Annotated in this window: 23 protein-coding genes and 1 tRNA gene; 8 read left to right on the top strand and 16 right to left on the bottom strand. The window is 73.3% G+C overall.

Features of this window, described 5'->3' with window-relative positions:
* Positions 1–2 precede the first annotated feature (2 nt).
* The 6 genes from pcaB to BM051_RS10455 are packed head-to-tail and all read right to left on the bottom strand — an operon-like array spanning position 3 to position 5389.
* On the bottom strand, positions 3–1352 hold the full coding sequence (gene pcaB / locus BM051_RS10480; RefSeq protein WP_092529891.1) for a 3-carboxy-cis,cis-muconate cycloisomerase: 1350 nt from the start codon (positions 1350–1352) through the stop codon (positions 3–5).
* Complete coding sequence (pcaG, locus tag BM051_RS10475) at positions 1345–1899, bottom strand: protocatechuate 3,4-dioxygenase subunit alpha (protein ID WP_092529890.1); 555 nt, start codon at positions 1897–1899, stop codon at positions 1345–1347. The genes pcaB and pcaG overlap by 8 nt, the downstream gene beginning before the upstream one ends.
* Positions 1896–2627 (bottom strand): protocatechuate 3,4-dioxygenase subunit beta, encoded by a 732-nt coding sequence (gene pcaH, locus BM051_RS10470; protein WP_092529889.1) that lies wholly within the window; start codon positions 2625–2627, stop codon positions 1896–1898. The genes pcaG and pcaH overlap by 4 nt, the downstream gene beginning before the upstream one ends.
* Positions 2624–3385, bottom strand: coding sequence for a CoA-transferase subunit beta (locus BM051_RS10465; RefSeq protein ID WP_092529888.1), 762 nt, complete (start codon positions 3383–3385; stop codon positions 2624–2626). Before BM051_RS10465 ends, pcaH begins: the two co-directional genes overlap by 4 nt.
* Positions 3382–4194 carry a CoA transferase subunit A gene (locus BM051_RS10460; RefSeq protein ID WP_092529887.1) on the bottom strand — a complete coding sequence of 271 codons (813 nt, stop codon included), beginning with the start codon at positions 4192–4194 and terminating at the stop codon, positions 3382–3384. The genes BM051_RS10465 and BM051_RS10460 overlap by 4 nt, the downstream gene beginning before the upstream one ends.
* Positions 4195–4216: 22 nt before the next feature.
* Complete coding sequence (locus BM051_RS10455) at positions 4217–5389, bottom strand: 4-hydroxybenzoate 3-monooxygenase (protein WP_092529886.1); 1173 nt, start codon at positions 5387–5389, stop codon at positions 4217–4219.
* A 141-nt stretch (positions 5390–5530) separates the two neighbouring features.
* Between BM051_RS10455 and BM051_RS10450 the strand changes: the two genes are divergently transcribed.
* Positions 5531–6286: an IclR family transcriptional regulator gene (locus BM051_RS10450; protein ID WP_092529885.1), complete on the top strand. Its 756-nt coding sequence runs from the start codon at positions 5531–5533 to the stop codon at positions 6284–6286.
* A gap of 5 nt (positions 6287–6291) precedes the next feature.
* Here BM051_RS10450 and BM051_RS10445 read toward each other — a convergent pair whose 3' ends face one another.
* On the bottom strand, positions 6292–6966 hold the full coding sequence (locus tag BM051_RS10445; protein ID WP_424923266.1) for a helix-turn-helix transcriptional regulator: 675 nt from the start codon (positions 6964–6966) through the stop codon (positions 6292–6294).
* A gap of 84 nt (positions 6967–7050) precedes the next feature.
* On the opposite strand from BM051_RS10445, the gene folE reads away from it, so the two are divergent.
* The 3 genes from folE (at position 7051) to BM051_RS10430 (ending at position 10447) form a co-directional block, all read left to right on the top strand.
* On the top strand, positions 7051–7689 hold the full coding sequence (folE, locus tag BM051_RS10440) for a GTP cyclohydrolase I FolE (protein ID WP_092529883.1): 639 nt from the start codon (positions 7051–7053) through the stop codon (positions 7687–7689).
* A gap of 137 nt (positions 7690–7826) precedes the next feature.
* Positions 7827–9134, top strand: coding sequence for a GGDEF domain-containing protein (locus BM051_RS10435; RefSeq protein WP_092529882.1), 1308 nt, complete (start codon positions 7827–7829; stop codon positions 9132–9134).
* Positions 9135–9265: 131 nt separating this feature from the next.
* Positions 9266–10447, top strand: coding sequence for a MalY/PatB family protein (locus tag BM051_RS10430; RefSeq protein ID WP_092530355.1), 1182 nt, complete (start codon positions 9266–9268; stop codon positions 10445–10447).
* A 123-nt stretch (positions 10448–10570) separates the two neighbouring features.
* On the opposite strand, the gene BM051_RS10425 is transcribed toward BM051_RS10430, so the two are convergent.
* A complete protein-coding gene (locus BM051_RS10425) occupies positions 10571–11440 on the bottom strand; it encodes a peptidoglycan-binding protein (protein ID WP_092529881.1) in 870 nt (289 codons plus the stop codon).
* A 238-nt stretch (positions 11441–11678) separates the two neighbouring features.
* On the opposite strand from BM051_RS10425, the gene BM051_RS10420 reads away from it, so the two are divergent.
* Both BM051_RS10420 and BM051_RS10415 read left to right on the top strand, forming a co-directional pair.
* Positions 11679–12254, top strand: a complete 576-nt coding sequence (locus tag BM051_RS10420) for a TetR/AcrR family transcriptional regulator (protein ID WP_243859471.1) — start codon at positions 11679–11681, stop codon at positions 12252–12254.
* Positions 12241–12729, top strand: coding sequence for a DUF2867 domain-containing protein (locus BM051_RS10415; protein WP_092529879.1), 489 nt, complete (start codon positions 12241–12243; stop codon positions 12727–12729). The genes BM051_RS10420 and BM051_RS10415 overlap by 14 nt, the downstream gene beginning before the upstream one ends.
* A gap of 504 nt (positions 12730–13233) precedes the next feature.
* Here BM051_RS10415 and BM051_RS10410 read toward each other — a convergent pair.
* Positions 13234–13306, bottom strand: a tRNA-Lys gene (locus BM051_RS10410).
* 473 nt (positions 13307–13779) lie between these two features.
* Complete coding sequence (locus tag BM051_RS10405; protein WP_092529878.1) at positions 13780–14136, bottom strand: histone-like nucleoid-structuring protein Lsr2; 357 nt, start codon at positions 14134–14136, stop codon at positions 13780–13782.
* Positions 14137–14361: 225 nt separating this feature from the next.
* On the opposite strand from BM051_RS10405, the gene BM051_RS10400 reads away from it, so the two are divergent.
* Positions 14362–16452 (top strand): ATP-binding protein, encoded by a 2091-nt coding sequence (locus tag BM051_RS10400; RefSeq protein WP_092529877.1) that lies wholly within the window; start codon positions 14362–14364, stop codon positions 16450–16452.
* On the opposite strand, the gene BM051_RS10395 is transcribed toward BM051_RS10400, so the two are convergent.
* From BM051_RS10395 to BM051_RS10375, 6 genes are all read right to left on the bottom strand, one after another.
* Entirely contained in the window at positions 16406–17704 is a 1299-nt protein-coding gene (locus BM051_RS10395) for a hypothetical protein (protein ID WP_092529876.1), read from the bottom strand. The two genes, BM051_RS10400 and BM051_RS10395, sit on opposite strands and share 47 nt — an antisense overlap.
* Positions 17688–18128 (bottom strand): hypothetical protein, encoded by a 441-nt coding sequence (locus BM051_RS10390; RefSeq protein WP_134046100.1) that lies wholly within the window; start codon positions 18126–18128, stop codon positions 17688–17690. Before BM051_RS10390 ends, BM051_RS10395 begins: the two co-directional genes overlap by 17 nt.
* A gap of 399 nt (positions 18129–18527) precedes the next feature.
* The gene (locus tag BM051_RS10385; RefSeq protein WP_092529874.1) at positions 18528–19628 is read right to left on the bottom strand and encodes a DUF418 domain-containing protein; all 1101 of its coding nucleotides are present in this window, start codon (positions 19626–19628) and stop codon (positions 18528–18530) included.
* The gene (locus BM051_RS28410) at positions 19574–19753 is read right to left on the bottom strand and encodes a hypothetical protein (protein ID WP_134046104.1); all 180 of its coding nucleotides are present in this window, start codon (positions 19751–19753) and stop codon (positions 19574–19576) included. Before BM051_RS28410 ends, BM051_RS10385 begins: the two co-directional genes overlap by 55 nt.
* The gene (locus BM051_RS10380; RefSeq protein ID WP_341770791.1) at positions 19750–20571 is read right to left on the bottom strand and encodes an ABC transporter permease; all 822 of its coding nucleotides are present in this window, start codon (positions 20569–20571) and stop codon (positions 19750–19752) included. The genes BM051_RS28410 and BM051_RS10380 overlap by 4 nt, the downstream gene beginning before the upstream one ends.
* Positions 20568–21521, bottom strand: coding sequence for an ATP-binding cassette domain-containing protein (locus BM051_RS10375; RefSeq protein WP_092529873.1), 954 nt, complete (start codon positions 21519–21521; stop codon positions 20568–20570). Before BM051_RS10375 ends, BM051_RS10380 begins: the two co-directional genes overlap by 4 nt.
* Positions 21522–21618: 97 nt before the next feature.
* On the opposite strand from BM051_RS10375, the gene BM051_RS10370 reads away from it, so the two are divergent.
* On the top strand, positions 21619–22224 hold the full coding sequence (locus BM051_RS10370) for a TetR/AcrR family transcriptional regulator (RefSeq protein WP_092529872.1): 606 nt from the start codon (positions 21619–21621) through the stop codon (positions 22222–22224).
* Positions 22225–22262: the final 38 nt, after the last annotated feature.

The following is a 22262-nucleotide window of genomic DNA, read 5'->3' as shown; positions in this document are numbered from 1 at the left end:
CGCTACTCCTCCCGCCGCCGGTACGCGGTGCACGCCTCGTGCGCGCGCAGCGCCGTGCGCACGAGCTCCCCTGCGCTGCCCAGGTAACCGGCCGGGTCGAGCAGCTGGTCGATCCGCCGCCGGTCGAGATGCGCGCCCACCAGCGGGTCGGCGGCGAGCAGGTCGGCCAGCTCGCCCTCGCCCTCGGTCGCCGCGCGTACCACCGCGCGCACCGCGTCGTGCGCGGCGAGCCGGCCGGTCGTCGCGGCCAGCTCGGTGGCGACCCGCTCGGACAGCGCGGCACCCCCGGTGCGGTCGAGGTTCGCCCGCATCCGGTCCGGGTCCACCACCAGCCGGTCCAGGCTGGTGCGCAGCCAGTGCGTCGCCGAGCCCGCCGCCCGCCACAGCTCGGTGAGCGGGCGCCACTCGGCGTGCCACGCGCCGGCGGCCCGCTGGTACTCCTGGTCCATCGCGCCGAGCAGGGTGGCCACCAGGCCGGGCGCCTGCCGCGCCGCCGCCCGCGCGGCCACGGCCGCCACCGGGTTGCGCTTGTGCGGCATGGCCGAGGAGCCGCCGCTGCCCGCCGGGCCCTCCTCGCGCACCTCCCCGACCTCGGTCTGGGCCAGCAGCACGACGGTGTGGCTGATCCCGGCCACGGTGCCGCACAGCTGCCCGAGTGCACCGGCCAGCTCGGCGATCCGCGAGCGCTCGGTGTGCCATGGCAGGCCCGGGTCGGCCAGCCCGAGCCGGCGGGCGAACGCGGCCAGCACCGCTGGCCCCCGGTCGCCGAGCGAGGCCAGCGTGCCGGTGGCGCCGCCGAGCTGGGCGGCCGGCCGCCACCGAACCAGCCGCTCGGCTCCGGTGTCCACACCGGACAGCCAGCCGGCGGCGGTGAGGCCGAAGGTCACCGGCAGGGCCTGCTGCCCCAACGTCCGTCCGGGTTGGACGGTGTCGGCGTGGGCTCGGGCCAGCTCCGCGAGCCGGTCGGCCGCCGCGGCCAGGTCGTCGAGCAGCACCCGGCGGGCCCGCACCGCGAGCAGCATCGTCGCGGTGTCCAGCATGTCCTGGCTGGTGGCGCCGAGGTGGACGACGCGGGCGGCGTCCCCACCCACCCGGTCGGTCAGCTCGCGCACCAGCGGCGGCACCGGGTTGCCCGCGCCGGCCGCGGCCGCCCCCAGCCGCGCCGGATCGACGTCGAGGGCGCGGCAGACCCGCTCGATCCGTTCGGCGTGCGCGCGGTCGACTCCCCCGGCGTCCGCCAGCGCCCCGGCCAGCGCGGCCTCGACGTCCAGCAGCGCGCGCACCCACGCCCGATCGCCCACCGCGTCCCGGACGGGGCCGGCCGCCAGCACCGGATCGAACAGCTCAGACATCGAAGAAGACGGTCTCGCGCTCGCCCTGCAACCGCACGTCGAACCGGTAGCCGTCCGCCGTTCGGGCGGCGACCAGGGTGTCCCTGCGCTCGGCCGGCACCGCGCGCAGCACCGGGTCCGCCGCGTTCGCCTCGGCGTTGTCCGGGAAGTAGATCCGGGTCACCACGCGGTGCAGCAGGCCGCGGCCGAGCACCGACACGTCGATGTGCGGCGCCTGCGTCCCGCCACCCGGCGCGGGCACCGGACCCGGCGGCAGCGTGAGAATCCCGTAGTCGCCGTCCGGGCTGGTGGGGCAACGGCCGAAGCCGCGGAACCCGGGCACCCGGCCGCGGGGGTCGTCGGGGTGGTCGAACCGCCCGTCCGGATCGGCCTGCCAGGTCTCCACCAGCGCGTCCGGCACCGGCTGCCCGGCGCCGTCGAGCACCGTGCCGCGGATCCACACCGCGCCCGGCGTGCCCTCCGGCACCACGGTCGGGCCGTCCGGCCAGGGCAGGCCGAGCGACAGGTACGGCCCGACCGTCTGGGACGGCGTGCTGCCCAGGCTCATTCCGCGTCCTCCTGGTCCTCGAGCGGGGTGGCCTCCCGGCCGCGCAGCACGATGTCGAACGCGAAGGCCAGCGCCCAGTGATCGACGGTGCGGTCGTGGTCGTAGCGGGAGACCATCCGGAGCCGGGCCCGCTCGTCCGGAACGGAGTTGTAGATCGGGTCCTGGTCGAGCAGCGGGTCGTCCGGGAAGTACATCTGGGTGACCAGCCGCTGGGTGAACGCCCGACCGAACACCGAGAAGTGGATGTGTGCCGGCCGCCAGGCGTTGTCGTGGTTGCGCCACGGGTAGGCGCCCGGCTTGATGGTGGTGAACTCGAAGCGGCCCTCGGCGTCGGTGAGGGTCCGGCCGACGCCGTCGAAGTTCGGGTCGAGCGCACCCGGCCAGTTGTCCCCGACGTGCCGGTACCGCCCGGAGGCGTTGGCCTGCCAGAGCTCCACCAGCGAGTCCGGGACGGGCCGGCCGTCCCCGTCGAGCAGCCGCCCGTGCACGATGATCCGTTGCCCGACCGGCTCCCCGGCGTGCCGCCGGGTGAGGTCGTTGTCGCGCGGGGCGAGCCGGCCGGGGCCGAGCAGCGGGCCGGTGACCTCGGTGAGCAGGTGCGGCAGCAACACCGGCGGTTGCCGGGGGTGGCGCAGCGCCGTGGAGCGGTACCCGGGCGAGCCCAGCGGCGGGTGCGTGCCCGCCGGGTCCCGCCGGTACCGGGGCAGGACCAGCTTCTCGGGGGTCATGACGCCGCCTTCAGTCGTCGCAACGCGGTGAGCTCCTCCTCGGTCGGCGGTGGGGTGCGGGCCAGCTCCGGGGCGATCCGCAGGTCCCAGCCGGTGGCCGCGCGCACCCGCTCCACCGGCACGCCCTCGTGGATCTCGGTGAGCACCAGCTCCGCGGTGTCCGGGTCGGGCCGCAGCACGCCGAGGTCGGTGACCACCATCGTCGGCCCCGCGCCGGGCAGGCCGAGCCGCTCCCGGTCGCCCCGACCGCGGCCGTGCCCGACCGAGGTCACGAAGTCCACCTTCTCGACGAAACCGCGGCGGCTCTGCGGCAGCACCACGAACACCTCGCGGCAGGACGCGGCGATCTCCGGTGCCCCGCCGGCCCCCGGCAGCCGCACCGCCGGCTCGGCGTAGTCGCCGATCACCGTGGTGTTGATGTTGCCGAACCGGTCGAGCTGCGCGGCGCCGAGGAAGCCGACGTCGATCCGGCCCGGCTGGAGCCAGTAGTTGAACACCTCGGGCACGCTGACCACCGCGTCGGCGGTCTCGGCCAGTATCCCGTCGCCGATCGAGGCCGGCAGCCGGTCCGGTTTTGCCCCGACGGCGCCGGACTCGTAGATCAGCACGAGGTCCGGGGCGTGCGTGCGGCGGGCCAGGTTGGCCGCGGTGGACGGCAGCCCGATGCCGACGAAGCAGCGGACGCCGTTCGCCAGCGCCCGCGCCGCGGCGACCGCCATCATCTCGTCGGAGTCGTACTCCGCGTACTTCCCGGTCATGCCGCCTCCCGGTACACCTCGTCGGCCAGCCAGCGTTCGAACCGGTCCCGGTCCCGGCTGATCGGGTCCCACGCCGCGTAGTAGTCGTTGTCCCGCTCGTAGTAGCCCTGCGCGTACGAGGGATGCGCGCCGCGCGGCACCTCGGCGACCGCGGTGACCACCCAGGACGGCAGCACCACGCCGTCGGGCACCGGGGTCAGCTCGGGCACGATCTCCTCGACCGTGACCAGGCTGCGCCGGGCGGCCAGCACCGCCTCCTTCTGCACCCCCACCAGGCCCCACAGCTGCACGTTGCCGGCCCGGTCCGCGCGCTGGGCGTGGATCACCGTCACGTCCGGGTTGAGCGCCGGCACCGCGGCCAGCCGCTCGCCGGTGAACGGGCAGGTGATCGGCTCGATCGTCGGGGTGTGCCGGGGCAGGTCGGTGCCGGTGTAGCCGCGCAGCACCGCGAACGGCAGCCCGGAGGCCCCGGCCACGTACCGGTTGGCCATGCCGGCGTGGCTGTGCTCCTCCAGCTCCAGCGGCGCCGGCCAGCCGTGTCGCACCGCGTCCCGGAACCGGTGCAGTGAGCCGACCCCCGGGTTGCCACCCCAGGAGAACACCAGCTTCCGCGCGCACCCGGCGCCGATCAGCTGGTCGTAGACGATGTCCGGGGTCATCCGCACCAGGGTCAGGTCGCGGCGGCGTCGCCGGATGATCTCGTGTCCGGCGCGGACCGGGATGAGGTGCGTGAAGCCCTCCAGCGCCACCGTGTCGCCGTCCCGGACGAGGCGCTCCACCGCCTCGGCCAGCGCCAGGATCTCCGCCATGGGGTCCCTCGATTCGTGCTCGTTATGCGAGTGGCCATCCGGTGTAGGCCTCCGCCAGGAAGGTGGCGCCCGCGGTGCTGCTGGTCACCAGGTCGAGCTCGGCGAGCTGCCGGCGCAGGTCGTATCCGGAGCCGTCCGGGGAGGTGTGCAGCATCGAGGTCATCCACCAGGAGAAGTGCTGGGCCCGCCAGACCCGGCGGGCGGCGGTGGCGCCGTAGCCGTCCAGGAGGTCCGTCGAGCCCGAGCGGAAGTACGCCTCCAACGCGCGGGCCAGCACGACGACGTCGGCCACCGCGAGGTTGAGGCCCTTGGCGCCGGTCGGCGGGACGACGTGCGCCGCGTCGCCGGCCAGGAACAGCCGGCCGTGGTGCATGGGGTGGCAGACGTAGCTGCGCATGGGCACGACGCCGCGCTGGAAGATGGGTCCCTCGACGAGCCGGAAACCGTCCCCGGCGACCCTGGCCTGCAGTTCCGCCCAGATCCGGTCGTCGCTCCAGCGGTCGGGGTCCTCCTCGGGGTCGCACTGGAAGTACATCCGCTGCACGTCCGGGGTACGGGTGCTGATCAACGCGAAGCCGCGCTCGGAGTGGGTGTAGACCAGCTCGGGCGCGGAGCGCGGCGCCTCGACGAGGATGCCGAACCAGCCGAACGGGTAGGCCCGGAAGTGGTCGGTGCGCTCGGCGTCGGGGATGGCGTGGCGGCAGATGCCGGCGGAGCCGTCGCAGCCGGCGACGACGTCGCAGCGCAGCTCGGTCGGAGTGCCGTCGGCGTCGGTGAACGCGATGACCGGGCGGTCCGAGGTGACGTCGCGCAGCGTCACGTCGCTCGCCCCGAACCGGATGTCCGCCCCCGCCGCGAGCCGCCCGGCGATCAGGTCCTTGAGCACCTCGTGCTGCGGGTAGAGCCACACCGACCGGCCCACCAACCCGGCGAAGTCGATCCGGTGTCCGCGCCCGCCGAACCGCAGCTCGATGCCGTCGTGCCGGGCGCCCTCGGCCAGTGCCCGCGCGCCGAACCCGTGCCGGACCAACAGGTCGACGGTGCCCTGCTCGAGCACGCCGGCGCGGATGGTCCGCTCGATCTCCTCCCGGGACCGGTTCTCCACGATCACCGAGTCGATCCCGGCCTCGGCCAGCAGGGCGGACAGCATCAGCCCGGCCGGTCCCGCACCGACGATGCCCACCTGACTACGCATGTGCCCACTGAACCGGTCGGCGCGACGTCCTGACCAGCCGTGGCTTCCGCCCAGTGGAAACGAAATCGCTCGCCCCGGCGTCGTCCCTGCTCAGTGGGGTTAGGGTGTGTGCGGGGTTCGCGATCACCGAGGATGGTCGGCATGGCGGGCAACGGCAGCGATCCTGGTCGGTCGGTGACCGCCCGCGCGCTGGCCCTGCTGGCGGCGTTCGACCCGGCGCACCCGCGGCTGACGCTGTCCGTGATGGCCCGCCGCGCCGGCCTGCCGCTGGCGACCGCGCACCGGCTCGCCGCGGAGCTGGAGGCGTGGGGCGCGCTGGACCGCGACGGCGACGGCGGCTACCGCATCGGGCTGCGGCTGTGGGAGGTCGGGCTGCTCGCGCCGGTGTCCGGTCGGCTCCGTGAGGTCGCCCTGCCGTTCATGCAGGAGCTGTACGAGGCCACCAGGGAGAACATCCACCTGGCGGTGCGGGATGGGTTCGACGCGCTCTACGTGGAGAAGCTCAGTGGCCACCGGTCGGTGTCGATCATCTCCCGGACCGGCTCCCGGCTGCCGTTGCACTCCACCGGTGTCGGCAAGGTGTTGCTGGCCGAGGCGGCCCCGGAGTTCGTCGAGGCGTACTGCCGGCGCCCGCTGCCCCAGTTCACCCGGCACACGATCGGCACGCCGGGACGGCTGCGGCGCGAGCTGCGCACCACCCTGGAACGGGGCTACGCGCTGACCAACGAGGAGATGACGTTGGGCTCCTGCTCGGTCGCCGTGCCGGTGTCCCACCCCGACCCGGTTCCCCCGGTGGCGCTCGGGATCGTCGTCCACACCGTCCGCGCCGACCTGCCGAAGCTCGTGCCGGCGTTGCGGTCGGCCGCGGAGGGCATCGCCCGCGCGCTGACGGGCTGAGCGGGTCAGGAGGTGGCGGGCGCCGCGCGGAGCCGCACGCAGCAGTGGCCGGGCCGCGGGTCGAGGTGGGCGGAAAGGTCGGCGCGGCCGAGGCCGCGGAGGAGCCCGGCGAGGAGCTCGCGGTTCATCCCGCAGACGAGCTCGGCGTGGCCGCCGGCGAGGGCGGAGAAGGGGCAGTTGACGAGGGCGACCTCAGCGCCGAGGTCGCGGGGCTCGTAGCCGAGGTCCTCGAGCACGTCGAGGAGCGCGCGGCCGGCACGGTCCCGGCCGAGCCCGTGGCCGGTGTCGTGCGCGATCCGGTCGAGCACGGCCCGTGGCGGTCGGCCGGCGCGGTCGGCCTCCTCGACGGCGGCGGCGAGCAGGTGACCGGCGAGGTCGTAGCGCCGTTCCGGCAGGGACACGCCGATGTGCCGGCGGGCCCGGTGGTACAGCTTGGCGGGGCGGCCGGCGCCGGGCCCGGTGCGGCCGGTGCGGCGCTGGTAGTCGACCTCGAGCAGGCCCTCGTCGACCAGCCGGTCGAGGTGGAAGGCGGCGGTGGCGCGGGGAAGGCCGACCGCGGCCGCGGCCTCGTCGCGGCCGACCGGGTGCGGTTGCCGCACCACGTGCTCGTAGAGTCGGCGCCGGTTGGGCTCGCCGAGCGCGGCGACCGCGGCGATGTGGGCGCTCCGGGAGTGGTCCACGTCCCACATTCTAAAAGTGGCTTCCATTGACGGAAGAATTCGGGGCACTCTAACGTCAAGATCAGCGGTTTTAGAGGAGGTCCCATGACGTCGTTGGCCGAGTCCGGTCCCGGTTCCGCTCCCGGCCCCGTTGAGGCCGCGCGCCTGCGGGTCGTGCACGAGCGGGACGGGGTCGACCTGGCGGCCGCCGAGCGGGCGGTCGCCGACCTGCTGGTGGCGCTGGGGCGGGACCCGGACTCCGAGCACCTGGCGGAGACGCCGCGGCGGGTGGCGGCCAGCTACGCCGAGTTGCTCACCCCGCCCGAGTTCGACCTCACCACCTTCCCGAACGACGAGGGGTACGACGAGCTGGTGCTGGCGAAGGACATCCCGGTGCGGTCGGTGTGCGAGCACCACATGCTGCCGTTCCACGGTGTGGCGCACGTCGGCTACCTGCCGGGGGAGCGCATCCTCGGGCTGTCGAAGCTGGCCAGGGTGGTGGAGCTGTTCGCGCGCGACCTGCAGGTGCAGGAGCGGCTGACGACGCAGGTCGCCCGGTGGCTGCGGGAGCGGCTGAGCCCGAAGGGGGTCGGCGTGGTGGTCGAGGCCGAGCACCTGTGCATGTCGCTGCGCGGCGTGCGGGCCGGCGGCTCCCGCACGGTGACCTCCGCGCTGCACGGCGTGCTGCGCGAGGACGGCCGGTCCCGCCAGGAGTTCTTCGCCCTCGCCGGCGTCGGCCGCTGAGCCCCAGTTGATCGGACCGGCGCCGGTTGGGCCAACCGGGTATACCTCGGAAAAGGCGCCCGCCCACGCCGGCCACACCGCGTTACCGTGACGGCACCACCCGGAACATTCCTCGTAGGTGCTGAACCCCGGTGTCCATGTCCTTCCCACGGCCGTACGCATGGGTAGCGAGCTGGGACCTGTGGCGCTCGCCGGCTCGCGTGGTGCGCTACGTGCTCGTCGTCGAGGTGGCCGCCCTCGCCGGTGTCGTCGGCGCGGCCACCGCGGTCCCGGCGCGCCCCTCGGATCTCCCGCGGTTCTTGATCCTCGCGCTCTGCGCCGCGGTGACGATCTGGCTGACCCGTGGCGTCGAACGGCAGCGCGACCGGGTCCGGCCCGCGCCGGTCGCCCACGTGGACGGCACCGGGTTGTGGTCGTTCGCCGCGGTGCTCGTGCTCCCTCCGCTGCTGGCCTCGGCCATGGTCGTGCTCACCTGCACGCTGCCGTGGTGGTGGCGGGCCTGGCCCCGGCAGCGCCCGCTGGTGCCCTACCGCTGCGTGTTCTCCTGCGCGACCGTGTTGATCGGCACCCAGGCCGCGGCGCTGGTGCTGTCGCTCGGGATGGCGGAGTATCCCGGCCTCCCGCAGTCGGCGTTGCTGCCCGGCCTGCGCGACCTGGCCGTCGTCGCGGTGGCCGCCGCGGTCCGGTGGGGGCTGAACTGCGGGCTGGTGATGGTCGCGATCGCGCTGTCCCAGCCGGTTCGGTCGGTGCGGGACCTGTTCGCGGACTTCTCCGAGCAGCTGCTTGAGGCCGGTGCGATGGGGCTCGGACTCGCGGTCGCGGTGCTGGTCGTGGTCAATCCCGTCGCGCTGGTGGGCATCGTGCTGTCGCTGGGCGTGATGCACCGCGGGCTGCTGGTGCGGCAGTACCAGCAGGCGGCCAGGACCGACGCCAAGACCGGGCTCGCCACGGTCGGCTGGTGGCGGCAGGTGGCCGGAAGGGCGCTGGAACGGGCCGAGGCCGGTGGTGACGCGGTCGGTGTGCTCGTCCTCGACATCGACCACTTCAAGCGGGTCAACGACACGTACGGCCACCTCGCGGGTGATGTCGTCCTCGCGGCGGTGGCGGCCACCCTGCGCGCGGAGACCCGGGGTGACGACACGTGCTGCCGGTTCGGTGGCGAGGAGTTCGCGGTGTTGATCCCCGGCGTCGACGGTGCCGGCGAGCTGCGCGAGATCGCCGAGCGGGTGCGGCGCCGCGTGGAGCTGCTCGAGGTGGACCTGCCCACGGGCGGTGCTCCCCGTCGGGTCGGTGGCATCACGGTGTCCCTCGGCGGCGCGGTGTACCCGGGCGGCGGCCTCGCCACGCTCGACGACGTGCTGCTGGCCGCGGACGCGGCGGTGTACTCGGCGAAGCGGAGCGGCCGGAATCGGACCTGCCTCCGCCCCGACGTGGCTCCCGCCTAGCGCGACCGCGACTCGTGGTCGCGTCTCCCGCCGAAAGTCCGCTGTGGCGTCCGCGGCCGTGCACGGCGTCTCGTCCGGGTGCGGTAGCACGAGCGACAGCGCGGCACGGCGCTCCGGCTACCGTGGGGCTCATGGTCACTGTGCCTCGCGACATCAACGCCGACGCCAACCCGCTGCGTCAGCTGTCCCTCGAGCAGCTTCGGCGGCGGACGAGCATGAAATGGCGTACCTATCCGGACGACGTGCTGCCGCTGTGGGTGGCCGAGATGGACGTTCCGCTGGCCGAGCCGATCGCGCGGGCGATCGTGGCGGCGGTGGAGCTGGGTGACACCGGCTATCCGGTCGGGACGGCGTACGCGGAGGCGCTGGCCGAGTTCGCCCGCGCGCGGTGGGGCTGGGACGGGTTCGCGGTGGAGCGGACCGCGATCGTGCCCGACGTGATGCTGGGCGTCGTCGAGATGCTGAAGCTGGTCTCCGGGCCGGGCGATCCCGTGGTCGTCAACTGCCCCGTCTACCCGCCCTTCTACCAGTTCATCGAGAGCATGGGGCGTCCCGTCGTCGAGGCCCCGCTGGACCCGGGAGGGCGGATCGACTTCGCCGAGCTGGACGCGGCGTTCGTGCGCGCGCTCGCGGGCGGGAGCCGGCCGGCGTATCTGCTGTGCAGCCCGCATAACCCGACCGGCACGGTGCACACCGCCGCCGAGCTGGCGGAGGTCGCGCGGTTGGCCCGAGCCCGCGGCGTCCGCGTCGTGGCGGACGAGATCCACGCGCCGATCGTGGCCGAGGGCGCCACCTTCGTGCCGTACCTGACGGTGCCGGGCGCGGAGAGCGGGCTGTCGCTGATGTCGGCGTCCAAGGCGTGGAACCTGGCCGGGCTGAAGGCCGCCCTGGCGATCGCCGGCCCCGCCGCGGCCGGCGACCTCGCCCGGATGCCCGAGGTGGTCAGCCACGGCCCGAGCCACGTCGGCATCATCGCGCACACCGCGGCCCTTCGCGACGGCGGCGACTGGCTCGACGCCCTGCTGGCCGCCCTCGACGACAACCGCCGCCTGCTGGCCAAGCTGCTGGGCGAGCATCTGCCCGCCGTGCGTTACGAACCGGCGGAGGCCACCTACCTGGCGTGGCTCGACTGCGGGGCGCTCGACCTGGGCGACGATCCGGCCGCCGTGTTCCTGCGCCGCGGCCGGGTCGCGCTGAACTCCGGCCCGGACTTCGGCACCGGCGGCGCCGGTTTCGTCCGGATGAACCTGGCGACCTCGCCCGAGCTGATCACCGAGGCCGTCCACCGGATGACCGCCGCCGTCACGAGATGACTCCGGCTCGCCAGGCGCTCGCGCGTGACCGACGGGGTCGGCGGCGGCTTCGGTGCATGCCCGTGGTGGTTGTCGCACCTGTTCCATCACCGGCGGGCGGGGTGCAGCGTCTCGCCGTGGTGTTCAGCCGCGCCGGTACCTCTCCCACCAGGTGAACGGCACGCGGTAAGCCTGCGGGGTGTTGTCCGCGGCGTGGTTGGCCAGGCCGTTCCTGCCGAAGTAGTAGTCGTGGATCTGGTTGCGGGCCGGCCGGGACATGTCCGGGTCGGAGACCGCGGCGGCGTGGATGTGGTAGGCGAACCCGTCATCGGGAGTGCGCAGCCACGCGGCGAAGCCCACCGTGCGCAGCGCGCGGACGGTGTGCCATCGCTGAGTGGTCGTCAGGCCGCTGACGCTGATGTCGACCACCCCACCACCGTCGTGGGTGCCGGCGGAGCCGGGATTGCTCGACGTGTAGGAGCCCTGGGTCAGAACCAGGCTCCAGGAGAGCGCGCTGTCCGCGGCCCGCAGCATGTCAGCGGTTCGGGTGTTGACCCGCTTGCCGCCGTAGGAGTCGGTGCGGGAGCCGGTCGCCACCGTGCGTGTCACGTCGAACCGGCCGGAGCCCAACTGGGTCAGCGAGGTGCGCCCGGGCACGCCGTTGGCGTCGAGTCCCGTGTATCCCAGACTGCGCTGCCACGCGGCGTACGCGTCCAGGGTCGAGGTGCCGTAGTGCCCGTCGGTCTGCGCCGCGGCGAGCAGCCCCTTGGCCTGCAACGCTTGCTCCACCGCGAGCACGTGCGCCTCGGCACCCGGCGTTGTGCCCGTGCCCGCCTTCGGCGGATCCACCTGGCACGCGAGCAACACCAACTCCATGTCCACCGTGGCCAACGCGGCCGCCTCGGCCCTGACGACGGCCGGTTTGCCCAACAACGCCGACACGGCCAGCGCCGGCACGGCCGCCAGCAGGCGGCGTCTCGTGTGAGTCGCCCGTGATTCCGGTGGCTGAACCATGCGGGCACACTGACGCCCCCGCATACAAGACACGTACAAACGCCGAGCTCGCACGCTGACCAGCAGTTTCGCCAGCTTGACGCTGCAGAGCACGAACCCCTCACGGCTGAAGGTCCTGAGGTCAGGATCCAGCCGGTTGCGCGGCGAGGCATGGCGGCCGGTGACGACCAACTCACTCGTCCATTCCATACGGTAGGGTATGGTCGCGTACCAAACGGTATGGAATGGGCGGGTTGGTATGGCAAGTAGGCGGGAATGGCTCGACGAGGGCTTGGCGATCCTGGCCGAGCTCGGCGCACCGTCCATCACGATCGAACGGCTCTGCCAGCGGCTCGGCGTGACGAAGGGCTCCTTCTACCACCACTTCCGAGGCATGCGGGGGTACCGGACGGCGCTGTTGGAGCACTTCGAGACCGCGTTCACCACCCGGCTCATCGACGAGGTCGAGGGCGGCCCGGCCGCGACCCCGATGGCCAAGCTTGAACACCTCGCCGATCTCGTGGCGTCCGCGGAACACGAGACCGGTCCCGAGCTCGAGGTCGGCATGCGGGCCTGGGCGCTACAGGACGACGAGGCCCGGCGCATCCAGCAGCGGGTCGACCGGACGCGGTTCGACTACCTGCGGTCGCTGACCACCGGCCTGGACATCGACGCGGAGACGGCCGCGGATCTAGCCGACCTGCTCTACCTGACGGTGATCGGTGCCGGGCACCTCGTGCCGCCGGTCAAACCCGACGATTTGCACAGGCTGTTCCGTCAGCTGCTGCGACTCGGCACACACTCGAAGGGAGAGGCCCCCGATGACCGCACCTGAGCTCGAACGACTCCTTGTTGGTGCCGATCACGTCGACACCAAGACCGTGCACACCACCGTGCCGCTGCGGGAGTTCGTCGCCGCCGCGCTGAGCTGGCAACCGGTGTGGATACGGCTCCTGTGGCGGGCCAGGGCTGTGCTCGCCACCGCGCTGCGGCTGCGCGAAACGCACGTCCCCGAGATGCAGGTGCGTCCCGAGGAGATCAAGTTCGCGCCCGGGAGCAAGGTCGGGTTCTTCACCGTCCTCGCGGCCGAGGAGGACAGGTTCCTGCTGCTGGAGGCTGGGGACACCCACCTGGTCGGATACCTGGCCGTCGTCGCGGAACCCGCCGCGGAACGCGTACACACCACCACTGTCGTCCGCTACCGGCGCTGGACCGGGCGCCTGTACTTCGCGATCGTCCGGCCATTCCACCACATCGTCGTCCGAAGCATGATCAATGCCGCTGTCGCACCGGCTCGACGAAAGGTTTGACCGTGCCCACGACTCGTGCCCACCTGACCAGGAAGCGGACTGTCTGATCAAGCGTCTGCCAGGTGATCTTCGTCGACGCGATCCACGTGAAGGCCCGCGACGCGCGGCCTGTCTACACGCCCCGACCGAGCCGCCGCGAAGGAAACAGGCCACCCTGAAGTGCCTCTACCTGACCACCCGGTCCCTGGCTGACCGGGCGAGGCAGGGCGCGATGGGCCACGCGGGCTCGGGGCTGGATCGCGGGGACGCTGTTCCGGGACTTCGACGGTCGGACCACGTTTCCTGTGGGAAACCTGTGGGCTGATCTTGGAGGTGTCCCCCTGCGGTGGCTCTGACGTGAGGATTTGGTGGGCCTGACGCGTCAGCATGCGAACCATGCCAGCGCAACCGCAGTGGGGGTCCGGGGGCGTGTCCCCGGGCGGGGTCTGGGGGTTGCACCCCCAGACGACACGACGAGCGAGCGAGGCGAGCGCCCTTCGCGAGCACACCTCGCCCACTCGCGAGTGGGCCGCCTGGGGCTCGAACCCAGAACCTACGGATTAAAAGTCCGCAGCTCTACCAATTGAGCTAACGGCCCGCACCCCGGAGTCTAGCGGGCGGCTCCGGGACTCTCCGGATGGTCCCGTGCCGCCCCGAGTCGACGACAGTGGGTCCGACCGGGCGCACCCGGCGGGCCGCGACGAGACCGCTCACGGCAGAAGGCACGTCGACGGACGAAGCCCGATGCGCGAATCGACGTGGCTGCCCGCATCTCGTCGCCCGGGATGGCCGCGGAAAGTCGAAGCCAACGAACTGGGCGGTTGGCGCAGGTGGGGTGCCGACTCGAGAGAACTTGATGTGTGTGGCGGTGAGAGGTGCCGGGACCGACCGTAGACGCCGGAACACCGAGGACGCACGTGCTCCCTGGAAACACCGCGGCACACGCTGCGCGGCGACCCTCCGACACATACCGCACCCGGGCCACGCAAACGTGCTACGCGAACACGAGCGGCTGCCGTCTCCCCTTGCTCCGCCGTGGAGGGTCGGCGACGCGATCGGCCGCGCGAGGTGTCAGCGCTTCTTCCCGTTGGTGTTGTTCGCGGCGTGATAGGCCTCGACCACCTCGCTGGGAATGCGGCCACGGTCGGAGATCTCGTATCCGTTCTCCCGCGCCCACGCCCGAATGGCCTGGTTCTGCTCCCGGTCGATCGGTGTGCGCTGCCCGTTGCGGCCCCCCGCGGCCCGCTTCCGCCCACCGGCCCTGCGCGCGTGCTCGATGTACTGCGCCAGCGCTTCCCTGAGCTCCTCGGCGTTCTCCTCGGACAGGTCGATCTGGTAGGTCACCCCGTCGAGCCCGAACTCGACCGTCTCCGCGGCCTCCGTGCCGTCGATGTCGTCGATCAGTTCGACGACCACTTTCTGTGCCATTGAGGTCCTTCCTGGTTCCTTGTCCGACGTCTCGGCGCGGAATGCCGAGGTGGGAACATTCTGTTCGGGGAGAATACCACCGAACGTGGGCGGGGGACGACGCGGACTTGGCGTGCCAGTATGGGGACTTGGTCCCGATGGGCCTTTCGTACCACGCACCCCCGCTTCGTTCCCACAATTTGCGGTAACCTGGCCTGGTTCAGGCCACTCGGGTGGGGAGCGTTCGTGGGCGAGCACGTGCCGGACATGTCCAACCGGTTCGACGGCGAGGCACACACGGTGTTCCAGGCACGCGACGTACACGGCGACGTGCACACGCACTATCACGTCCCGGAACGACCGGTCCCGCCGCCGCGGATGGTGCTGCCGCCGCCGGCCCACTACACCAACAACGAGCCGCAACTGGCAAAACTGGACGACATTCTGCTCCGCGCCGGCGACGGCCCGTGCGTCGCCGTCATCCGCGGTGCGCCCGGCAGCGGTCGCAGCAGCCTGGCCACCACCTGGGTCCACCACCACCGCGACCGCTACGCCGACGGTCACCTCGTCGTGCGACTCGGCGGTGGCGGCGCCGACCGCACCAGGGAGGCCCTGCGGGAGTTGCTCACCTGGCACGGCTTCGCCGAGTCGCAGATCCCGGCCAGCCTGGACGGCCGGGTGGCGGTGTGGCAGTCGTTCACCGCCGGCAAGGCCATCGCCCTGATCATCGACGACGCGGTGCTGGCCAGCCAGGTCGTTCCCCTGTTGCCCGGTCCCGGCCCGTCCGCGGTGCTGGTCGTCGAGGCCGGGCAGCTCCGCGGGCTGCGGGCCCGCGTGTCCACCGCGGAAGTCACCATCGACCCGCTCAGTGACGACTCCGCGCGCCTGCTGCTCGGCCGCATGGCCGGCGCGGACCGGGTCGCCGCCGAGCCCGACGCGGTGACCACCCTGGTCGACCTCTGCGGTGGCTCGGCGGCCGCGCTGTGCGTCGTGGGCGCGATGCTGGCCGAGTTCCCGGACCGCCCCATCGCCCGGTTGGCCACCAAGCTGGCCAGGGCGGAGCGGGCGTTGCCCGAGCTGTCCCGGGACGAGGACTTCTCGCTCACCGTGGTGTTCGACGCCGCCCACGACCGGCTGCCCCCGCTGGCCCAGCGGTGCTACCAGGTGCTCGGCGTGCACCCTGGCGGCGGTGACGTGGCGCTGGACACCGTCGCCGCCGCGCTGGGCGAGTCGCCGGACGAGGTGGACGACGCGCTGCGGGTCCTGCTGCGCGCCATGCTGGTGGTCGAGACCACCGAGGACCGGTACCTCGTCTCCGGTCTGATCCGCCAGCACGCCCGGGCGGCGGCCGGCGTGAACGCCGAGTCGCTGCGCGCGGCGATCGTGCGGCACTACCACCGCCGCGCCGTGGCCGCGTCGCGGGCGTGGATGCCCCGCCGCGGCTGGTTCGAGGCGATCTGGCCGAACCTCGACATCGGACCCGGTGGGTTCGGCGAGCACACGGCGCGCCGGTGGATGGAGGCGGAGCGGGCCAACCTGCGGGCCGCCGTCGAGGCCGCGTACCGGGCGGGCGAGCACGAACGGGTCTGTCAGCTCGGCGTCGCGTTGTGGCCGTTGCACGACCAGGGCAAGTTCGCCGACGACATGGCCGCCACCGCCGAGATGGGCGTTGCCGCCGCGCGGGAGCTGGGATCCGACGTCGGGGCGGCGGTGCTCGGCTGCCAGCTCGGCTTCGCCTACCGGCAGCGGGAGCGGTTCGACGAGGCCGCGGAGCGCTTCGCCGCCGCCGAGGAGGCGGCGCGCCGGTCCGGCTCGCTCGAGGCCGAGGCCACCGCGGTCGAGTCCCTCGGCCTCGTGCGGCTGGACCAGGGCCGCCGCGCCGAGGCCGCCGAGCTGCTGGGGCGCAACCTCGCGCTGGCCGAGCGGATCGGTGGGGAGCGGCGCCTCGCCATGGCGCGCTTCCACCTGGCCAAGGTCGAGCCGGTCGCCGAGGCGGTGGCGTTGCTCGACCTCGCCCGCGCCGGGCTCCTGGCGTCGAACGGCAACGAGGGCTACACGCTGACCAAGATCGCGCTCTGGCGTGGCCGGAAGCTGATCGAGGACCCGAGCCGGCTCGCCGAGGCGGCCGACGCGCTCGCCGACGCGGCGGCCGCCGCCGACGCGGGCGCATGGCACCTCGAGCGGGCCCAGGTGTGCACGGCGCTGGCCGACCTGGCGCTGGCCCGGGGTGAGCCCGAGGTGGCGCGCACGCACCTGCGGGACGCGCTCGACATCTACCGGCTGCGCGGGTTCACCGCGCAGGCGGCCGCGGTGGAGGCACGGCTGGCCGCGGAGTGACCGGCGCCCGCAGCACCACCGCGTCCGCCACGTGCTCGACGCCGGCCATGACCCGGAGCTGGCGCGGCAGCCGGTCGACCGGGCGCTCGGCGGTGAGCCACGCGTGCACCAGCGCCGTGATCGCCACCGGGTCGTCGGTGGTGAGCCGGACCAGCGCGCCGCCGGCGGTGCCGAGCAGCCAGTGGTCGCCGTTCTCCCTGGCGACGGCGAGCAGGCACCCCGGCAGCGCGCGCAACGTCTCGGTCAGCCACGGCATCGGGTGTGTTGGTCCGGTGTGGACGATGACGTCGGCGAGGTCGAGCAGCCCGATCTCCGGTTCGTCCACGTCGACGACGAGGTGCGTGCCGGCCGGCATCAGGTCGGGCGCGCGCAGGGACACGGCCGGGAACCGGCTGACCGTGGCCGAGGCGTACTCGCCGGTGGCGCGGAGGCCGTCCGCGCGGGCCAGGACGGCCCGCGGCCGCGGTACCGGGGTGGTCGGCAGTGGCAGCGCCCGCGCGGGAACCGGTCCTGGCGGCGGGTGCAGGTCCAGCATGCGGTAGACGACCTCGCGCAACCGCTCCAGGGACGTGCCGGGGCAGGAGGTCGCCAGCGCGGTGATGGGGGCGAGCGCGGCGGGATCGTGGTCGCGGATGGCCCGTTCGATCCGCGCGAGTGGGTCGTCGGCGGCGCGGATCCTCGGGGCCGTGGCGAGCAGCCGGCCGATCGGCGAGTCGGGGTCGACGGCGCCGGCCGGCGCGGCGGCGAGCAGGACCGGGGTGCCGAGCGCCGCCGAGTAGAACGTCACCGAGCCGTGGTCGCCGACGGTGACGTCGGCGGCCACCAGCGCGGCCCGCCACGCGTCCTCGTCGGACAGCACGAGCACGCCGGCGCGGGCGCAGTCCGCGAGCCACACGTCGACCTGCCACCGGGAGTGGCCGTGGACGATGTTCGGGTGCAGGGCGACCGCGACCCGGTGGGTGTCGACCGGGAGCCGGGCGGCCAGGCGGTGGACGAGGTGGGGGTCGGTGCCGTGCAGCGAGTCGCCGCCCCAGGTCGACGACACCATCACCAGCCGCTGGTGCGGGGCGACGCCCAGTGCCTGGCGATAGGTCTCGCGCAGCGGGCGGCTGGCCAGCATCCGGTCGAGGCAGGGGTCACCGGCGACGACGGCCACGCCATCGGCGCGCGGGCAGGCCGAGCGCAGCCGTTCGCGCTGCTCCTCGTGGGAGAGCACCAGCACCGAGGGAATGGGCTCACCGTCGGCCAGCAACCACTCCGGCGACAGCCCGAAGACCGGTTTCCGGTTTCCGGTTTCCGGTTTCCGGTTTCCGGTTTCCGGTTTCCGGTTTCCGGTTTCCGGTTTCCGGTTTCCGGTTTCCGGTTTCCAAGTACTTATTGTATCCCATTCCGTGCGGAAGGGTGAGCAGTGGTGCGCGGAGGGTGTGCAGTTCCCCGCCGAAGCTGGCGGTGACCGCGAGGTCGGCCGGGGCGGCGCGGGCGTCCGACCAGTCGAGCACCGCGACGTCGCGGTCGCGCAGGAAATCCTCGGTGCCGGCGGTGAACGCGCTCGACCCGGGACAGGTGAACACCACCTGCACCCGGGGGTCGGCGACGATGGCGGGAAGGACGTCGAGCAGCCTGGTGGCGGCGGTGACGTTGTGCACGACCGCCAGCACCAGCCGGTCGCTCGGCACGGTGTGCCACCGGTTCGTCCTGGTCCCGGCCGGATGCCGGGCCCCCGAGGTGCTCGCCACGGCGGCCGATCTTACGGAGCCGCGGTGCTTCGCCGGTGGGAAACACGTCACATGGTCGCCGCGAACGGCTGCCCAACAGCCATCCGGCCGCGGGTCGTGGCGCCCCCGCCGCGGCGACCAGCCGGGAGAAACGCGGCTCACCGACCCGGCCCCCACAACCTGTGAATCGACCCGGGCCCCGACAACGCGCCCACCGGCCCGGTCCCCGAACAACGCGATCCACCGCCCAGGCTTCGAATAACCGATCGACGGCCCGGGGGTCCCCCCCAATTTCGATTCTATCGGTTTTCCGGGGCGCGGAAGGGTGGTGTGGAAATCTGTGGACAACTTCGGCGGGGTTCAGGTGACCGGATGGTCCATTCGTTCCGTTGTCGACCCGTTCGGGGGTCGCCAGGACTGCCGGCGCCAGGGCTGCCGGCGCAGGTAGGTGAACGACCGGAGCAGCCACTCGGCGGGACCGAACGCGTGCCGCCGCGACCACCACCGGCTGAGCGGCACCTGCGCCAGGTAGATCCCGACCGCCACGAGGACCCCGACGGTGAGGCCGACCCGGCCGGCCAGGGCGAGGCCGTACCCGGTGAACACCACCGCGCACACCAGTGACGCGCCGAGGTAGTTGGTCAGCGCGAGCCGCCCCACCGGCGCCAGCGCGGCGTGCAGCCGGCGGCCCCACCGGGTCCGGCCGAGCAGCAGCAGCCCGGCCGCGTACGCCGCCGTCAGCACCGGCGCGGTGTAGTACCCGAGCCCGGCCATCGCCAGCCCCAGCCGGCCCTCGGCGTCCGAAGTGGACGCGTACACCGCGGCGGCGGGCACCCCGACCAGCGCGCCGACCACGCAGGCCCGGGCCAGTGCCCGCGACCCGATCCGCCGCCGGTGCAACAGCCCGGCCTTGCCCGCGGCCAACCCGAACAGGAAGTATCCGAGCACGATCGGCACGATCACCGGCCACTCGGACATCCCGTACGCCAGGTCCGCCACCCGCTGGCCCACGACCTCGGCGAACCCGCCGCGGTAGTTCCGCGCCACCTGCTCGGGATCCGCCGCGGGAGCACCGGGACCCGAGTCCCCGGTGACCACGGCCAGCAGCAAGAACGCGGCCACGAGCCCGAACAGGCCAACGCCGAGCCACACCGCCTGCCGGACCGACACCCGACGCAGCAGCACCAGCGCCGCGCCGGCGATCGCGTAGATCATCAGGATGTCGCCGGAGAACAGCAGCACCCCGTGCAGCGCGCCGAGCGCGAACAGCAGCGGCAACCGCCGCGCCATCCGCCCACCCAGCCCGTCCGCCGACCGGCCGAGCTGCAGCGCGAGCCCGTAGCCGAACAGGAACCCGAACAGCACGTAGAACTTCGCCTCGAAGCCGAACGCGACCAGCCACCGGGTCACCGCGTCCAGCCCGTGCTGCTCCGGCGTCGCGTACGGGTAGCCCGGGTGCACGAACGCCCGACGTTGGCCACCAGGATCCCGAACAGCGCGAAGCCGCGCAGCACGTCCAGCGCCGGCTCGCGCTCCCGCACCCCGGTCGGCCCGGCGCCCGCCGGTCGGTCCTGCCGGGAAGTCATGTGGAGAGGTTCCGGTAGCGGCGCACGGAGAGCGGGAAGAACACCGCCACGAGGACCACCGGCCACAGCACCGCCAGCAACAGCGAGTGCCGCGCGAACCACGTCTCCCCGGCCACCGCGGGGTTGCCGAACAGCTCGCGGGTCGCCGCGACCGTGGCCGACGTCGGGTTCAGGTCGGCCACGAAGCCCAGCCACGCCGGCATCAACGCCGGCGCCACGAACGCGTTGGCGATCATGCTGACCGGCAGCACCAGCGGGATCAGCACGCTCACACTCTCCGGGGTGCGCAACCGCAAACCCAGGTAGATGCCCACCCAGATCAGCGCGAACCGGAGCAGCAGCAACAGCCCGATCGCCGCGAGGATCGCCCCGAGGCCGCCATGGGCCCGCCACCCGACGAGCAGCCCGCACCCGACCAGCGCGGCAAGGTCGGCGGCGGCCCGCAGCATGTCCGCGGCACAGCGGCCGGTCACCACGGCCGACGGCGCGATGGGCATGGACCGGAACCGGTCGGTCACCCCGCGCGCGGTGTCGGCCGCCATCGCGCTGGCGGTAATCACGACGCCGAACACCATGGTCATGCCGAACAGACCGGGCAGCAGGAACTCCCGGTAGCTCCCGTCGCCGGGAACGGTGATCGCGCTGCCGAAGACGTAGCCGAACAGCAGCACGGACACGATCGGGAACGCCAGGCCGCCGACGACCTCCTCGGGTGAGCGCAGCCAGTAGGTGAGATTGCGGCGGGTCATGAGCCAGCCGTCGACCGCCGCCCAGCGCGGCCGGGCCGACCAGGGCGGCGAGTGGGCCGGTGGGTTCACGCGGGCACCTCCTGCCGGCCGGTGAGGCTCACGATCACCTCGTCGAGCGTGGGCCGGCGCAGGCCGATGTCCCGCACCCCCACACCCGCCGACTCCAGCACCCGCAGCGTGCCGGCCAGCGCCCGCACCCGGTCGCGCACCGGGGCGGTGAGCCGGCCGGCGGCGTGGTCGACGTCGGGCACCGCGCCGGTCACCTCGGCGACCATGCCGGCCGCCCTGCCGAGGTCGGCCGGCTCGGTGAGGACGACGTCGACGTGGTCGGCGCCGAGCGCGGCCTTCAGCTCGTCCGGCGTGCCCTCCGCGACGACGTGTCCCCGGTCGATCACCGAGATCCGGTCGCTGAGCTGGTCGGCCTCGTCGAGGTAGTGGGTGGTGAGCAGGACGGTGCTGCCGCCCGCCACCAGCGCGCGCACGGCCGCCCAGACTCCGGCCCGGTGCCGCGCGTCGAGTCCGGTGGTCGGCTCGTCGAGGAACAGCACCGGCGGCGCCATGACGAAGCTGGCGGCGAGGTCCAGCCGCCGGCGCATTCCCCCGGAGAACGTCCTCGGTGGCCGGTGGGCGTCGGCGGCCAGCCCGAACTGCTCCAGCAGCTCGTCGGCCCGCCGCCGGGCGGCCCGCGCGCCCAGGTGGTAGAGCCGGCCGAACAGCTCGAGGTTCGCCCGCGCGCTGAGCACCTCGTCCACCGCGGAGTGCTGACCGGTGAGCCCGATCCGGTACCGCACGGCCATCGGCTCGCACACGACGTCGACGCCGCCGACCTCGGCCCGGCCGCCGTCCGGACGCAGCAGTGTCGCCAGGATCCGCACCACCGTGGACTTGCCGGCGCCGTTCGGGCCGAGCAGGCCGTGCACCGTGCCCCTCGGCACCGCGAGGTCGACGCCGTCGAGCGCGGTGGTGGAGCCGAATCTCTTGCGCAGCCCGTCCGCGCGGACCGCGAGGTCGATGGGCATCGTCGCCTCCCGTAGTAGACTCAAGGATATATACCACAAGGTATACAAAAGGGGTCCGTACACTCGACGCGTCCCGCCCTCAGACGATCGGGAGACGATGCCGGTACAGCGTCCTGAGCAGGAACGGCAGGAGGGTCGGCCGGTGCGGCGGATGCGGCGGCCGGAGCGCCGCGAGCAGATCCTCGACGCCGCGACCACGGCGTTCGCCCGGTCCGGCGGGTTCACCGCCACGAGCCTGGACGACATCGCCGCCGAGGCCGGGGTGACCCGGATGATCCTCTACCGGCACTTCGCGTCGAAGACCGAGCTGTACCAGGCGGTGATCGACCGCGCGGCCGAGCGGTTGCACGCCGCGGCCACGGCGCGGGGCGGGCTGAGCGAGGAGACGGTGCCGGCGATGATGGACTGGGCCGCCGCCGAGCCGGACGCCTTCCGGCTGCTGTTCCACCACGCGGTCCGGGAGCCCGAGTTCCGCGGCGACATCGACCAGCTGCGGGCCGGCATGGCGAGGACGCTGCGCCCGCACCTGGCCGCCGAGGCCGACAGCGAGGCGTGGGCCGACTGGGCGGCCGGCCTCGCGACCACCGTGGCCATCGAGGCGATCATGGCCTGGCTGGACGCCGGGCAGCCGGACCTCGAGAAGGCCCGCCGCCGGGTCCTGCGCGCCATCGACGGCGTGTACCAGGCCCTGACCGTCCACTGAGGACGACCCGCCGACACATGTGTCCGCGCTCTGTGCAC

It is taken from the genome of Amycolatopsis arida, assembly GCF_900115565.1.
In the GTDB taxonomy this organism is placed as follows: Bacteria; Actinomycetota; Actinomycetes; order Mycobacteriales; family Pseudonocardiaceae; genus Yuhushiella; species Yuhushiella arida.
This window is presented reverse-complemented; position numbering and strand designations above follow the sequence as displayed.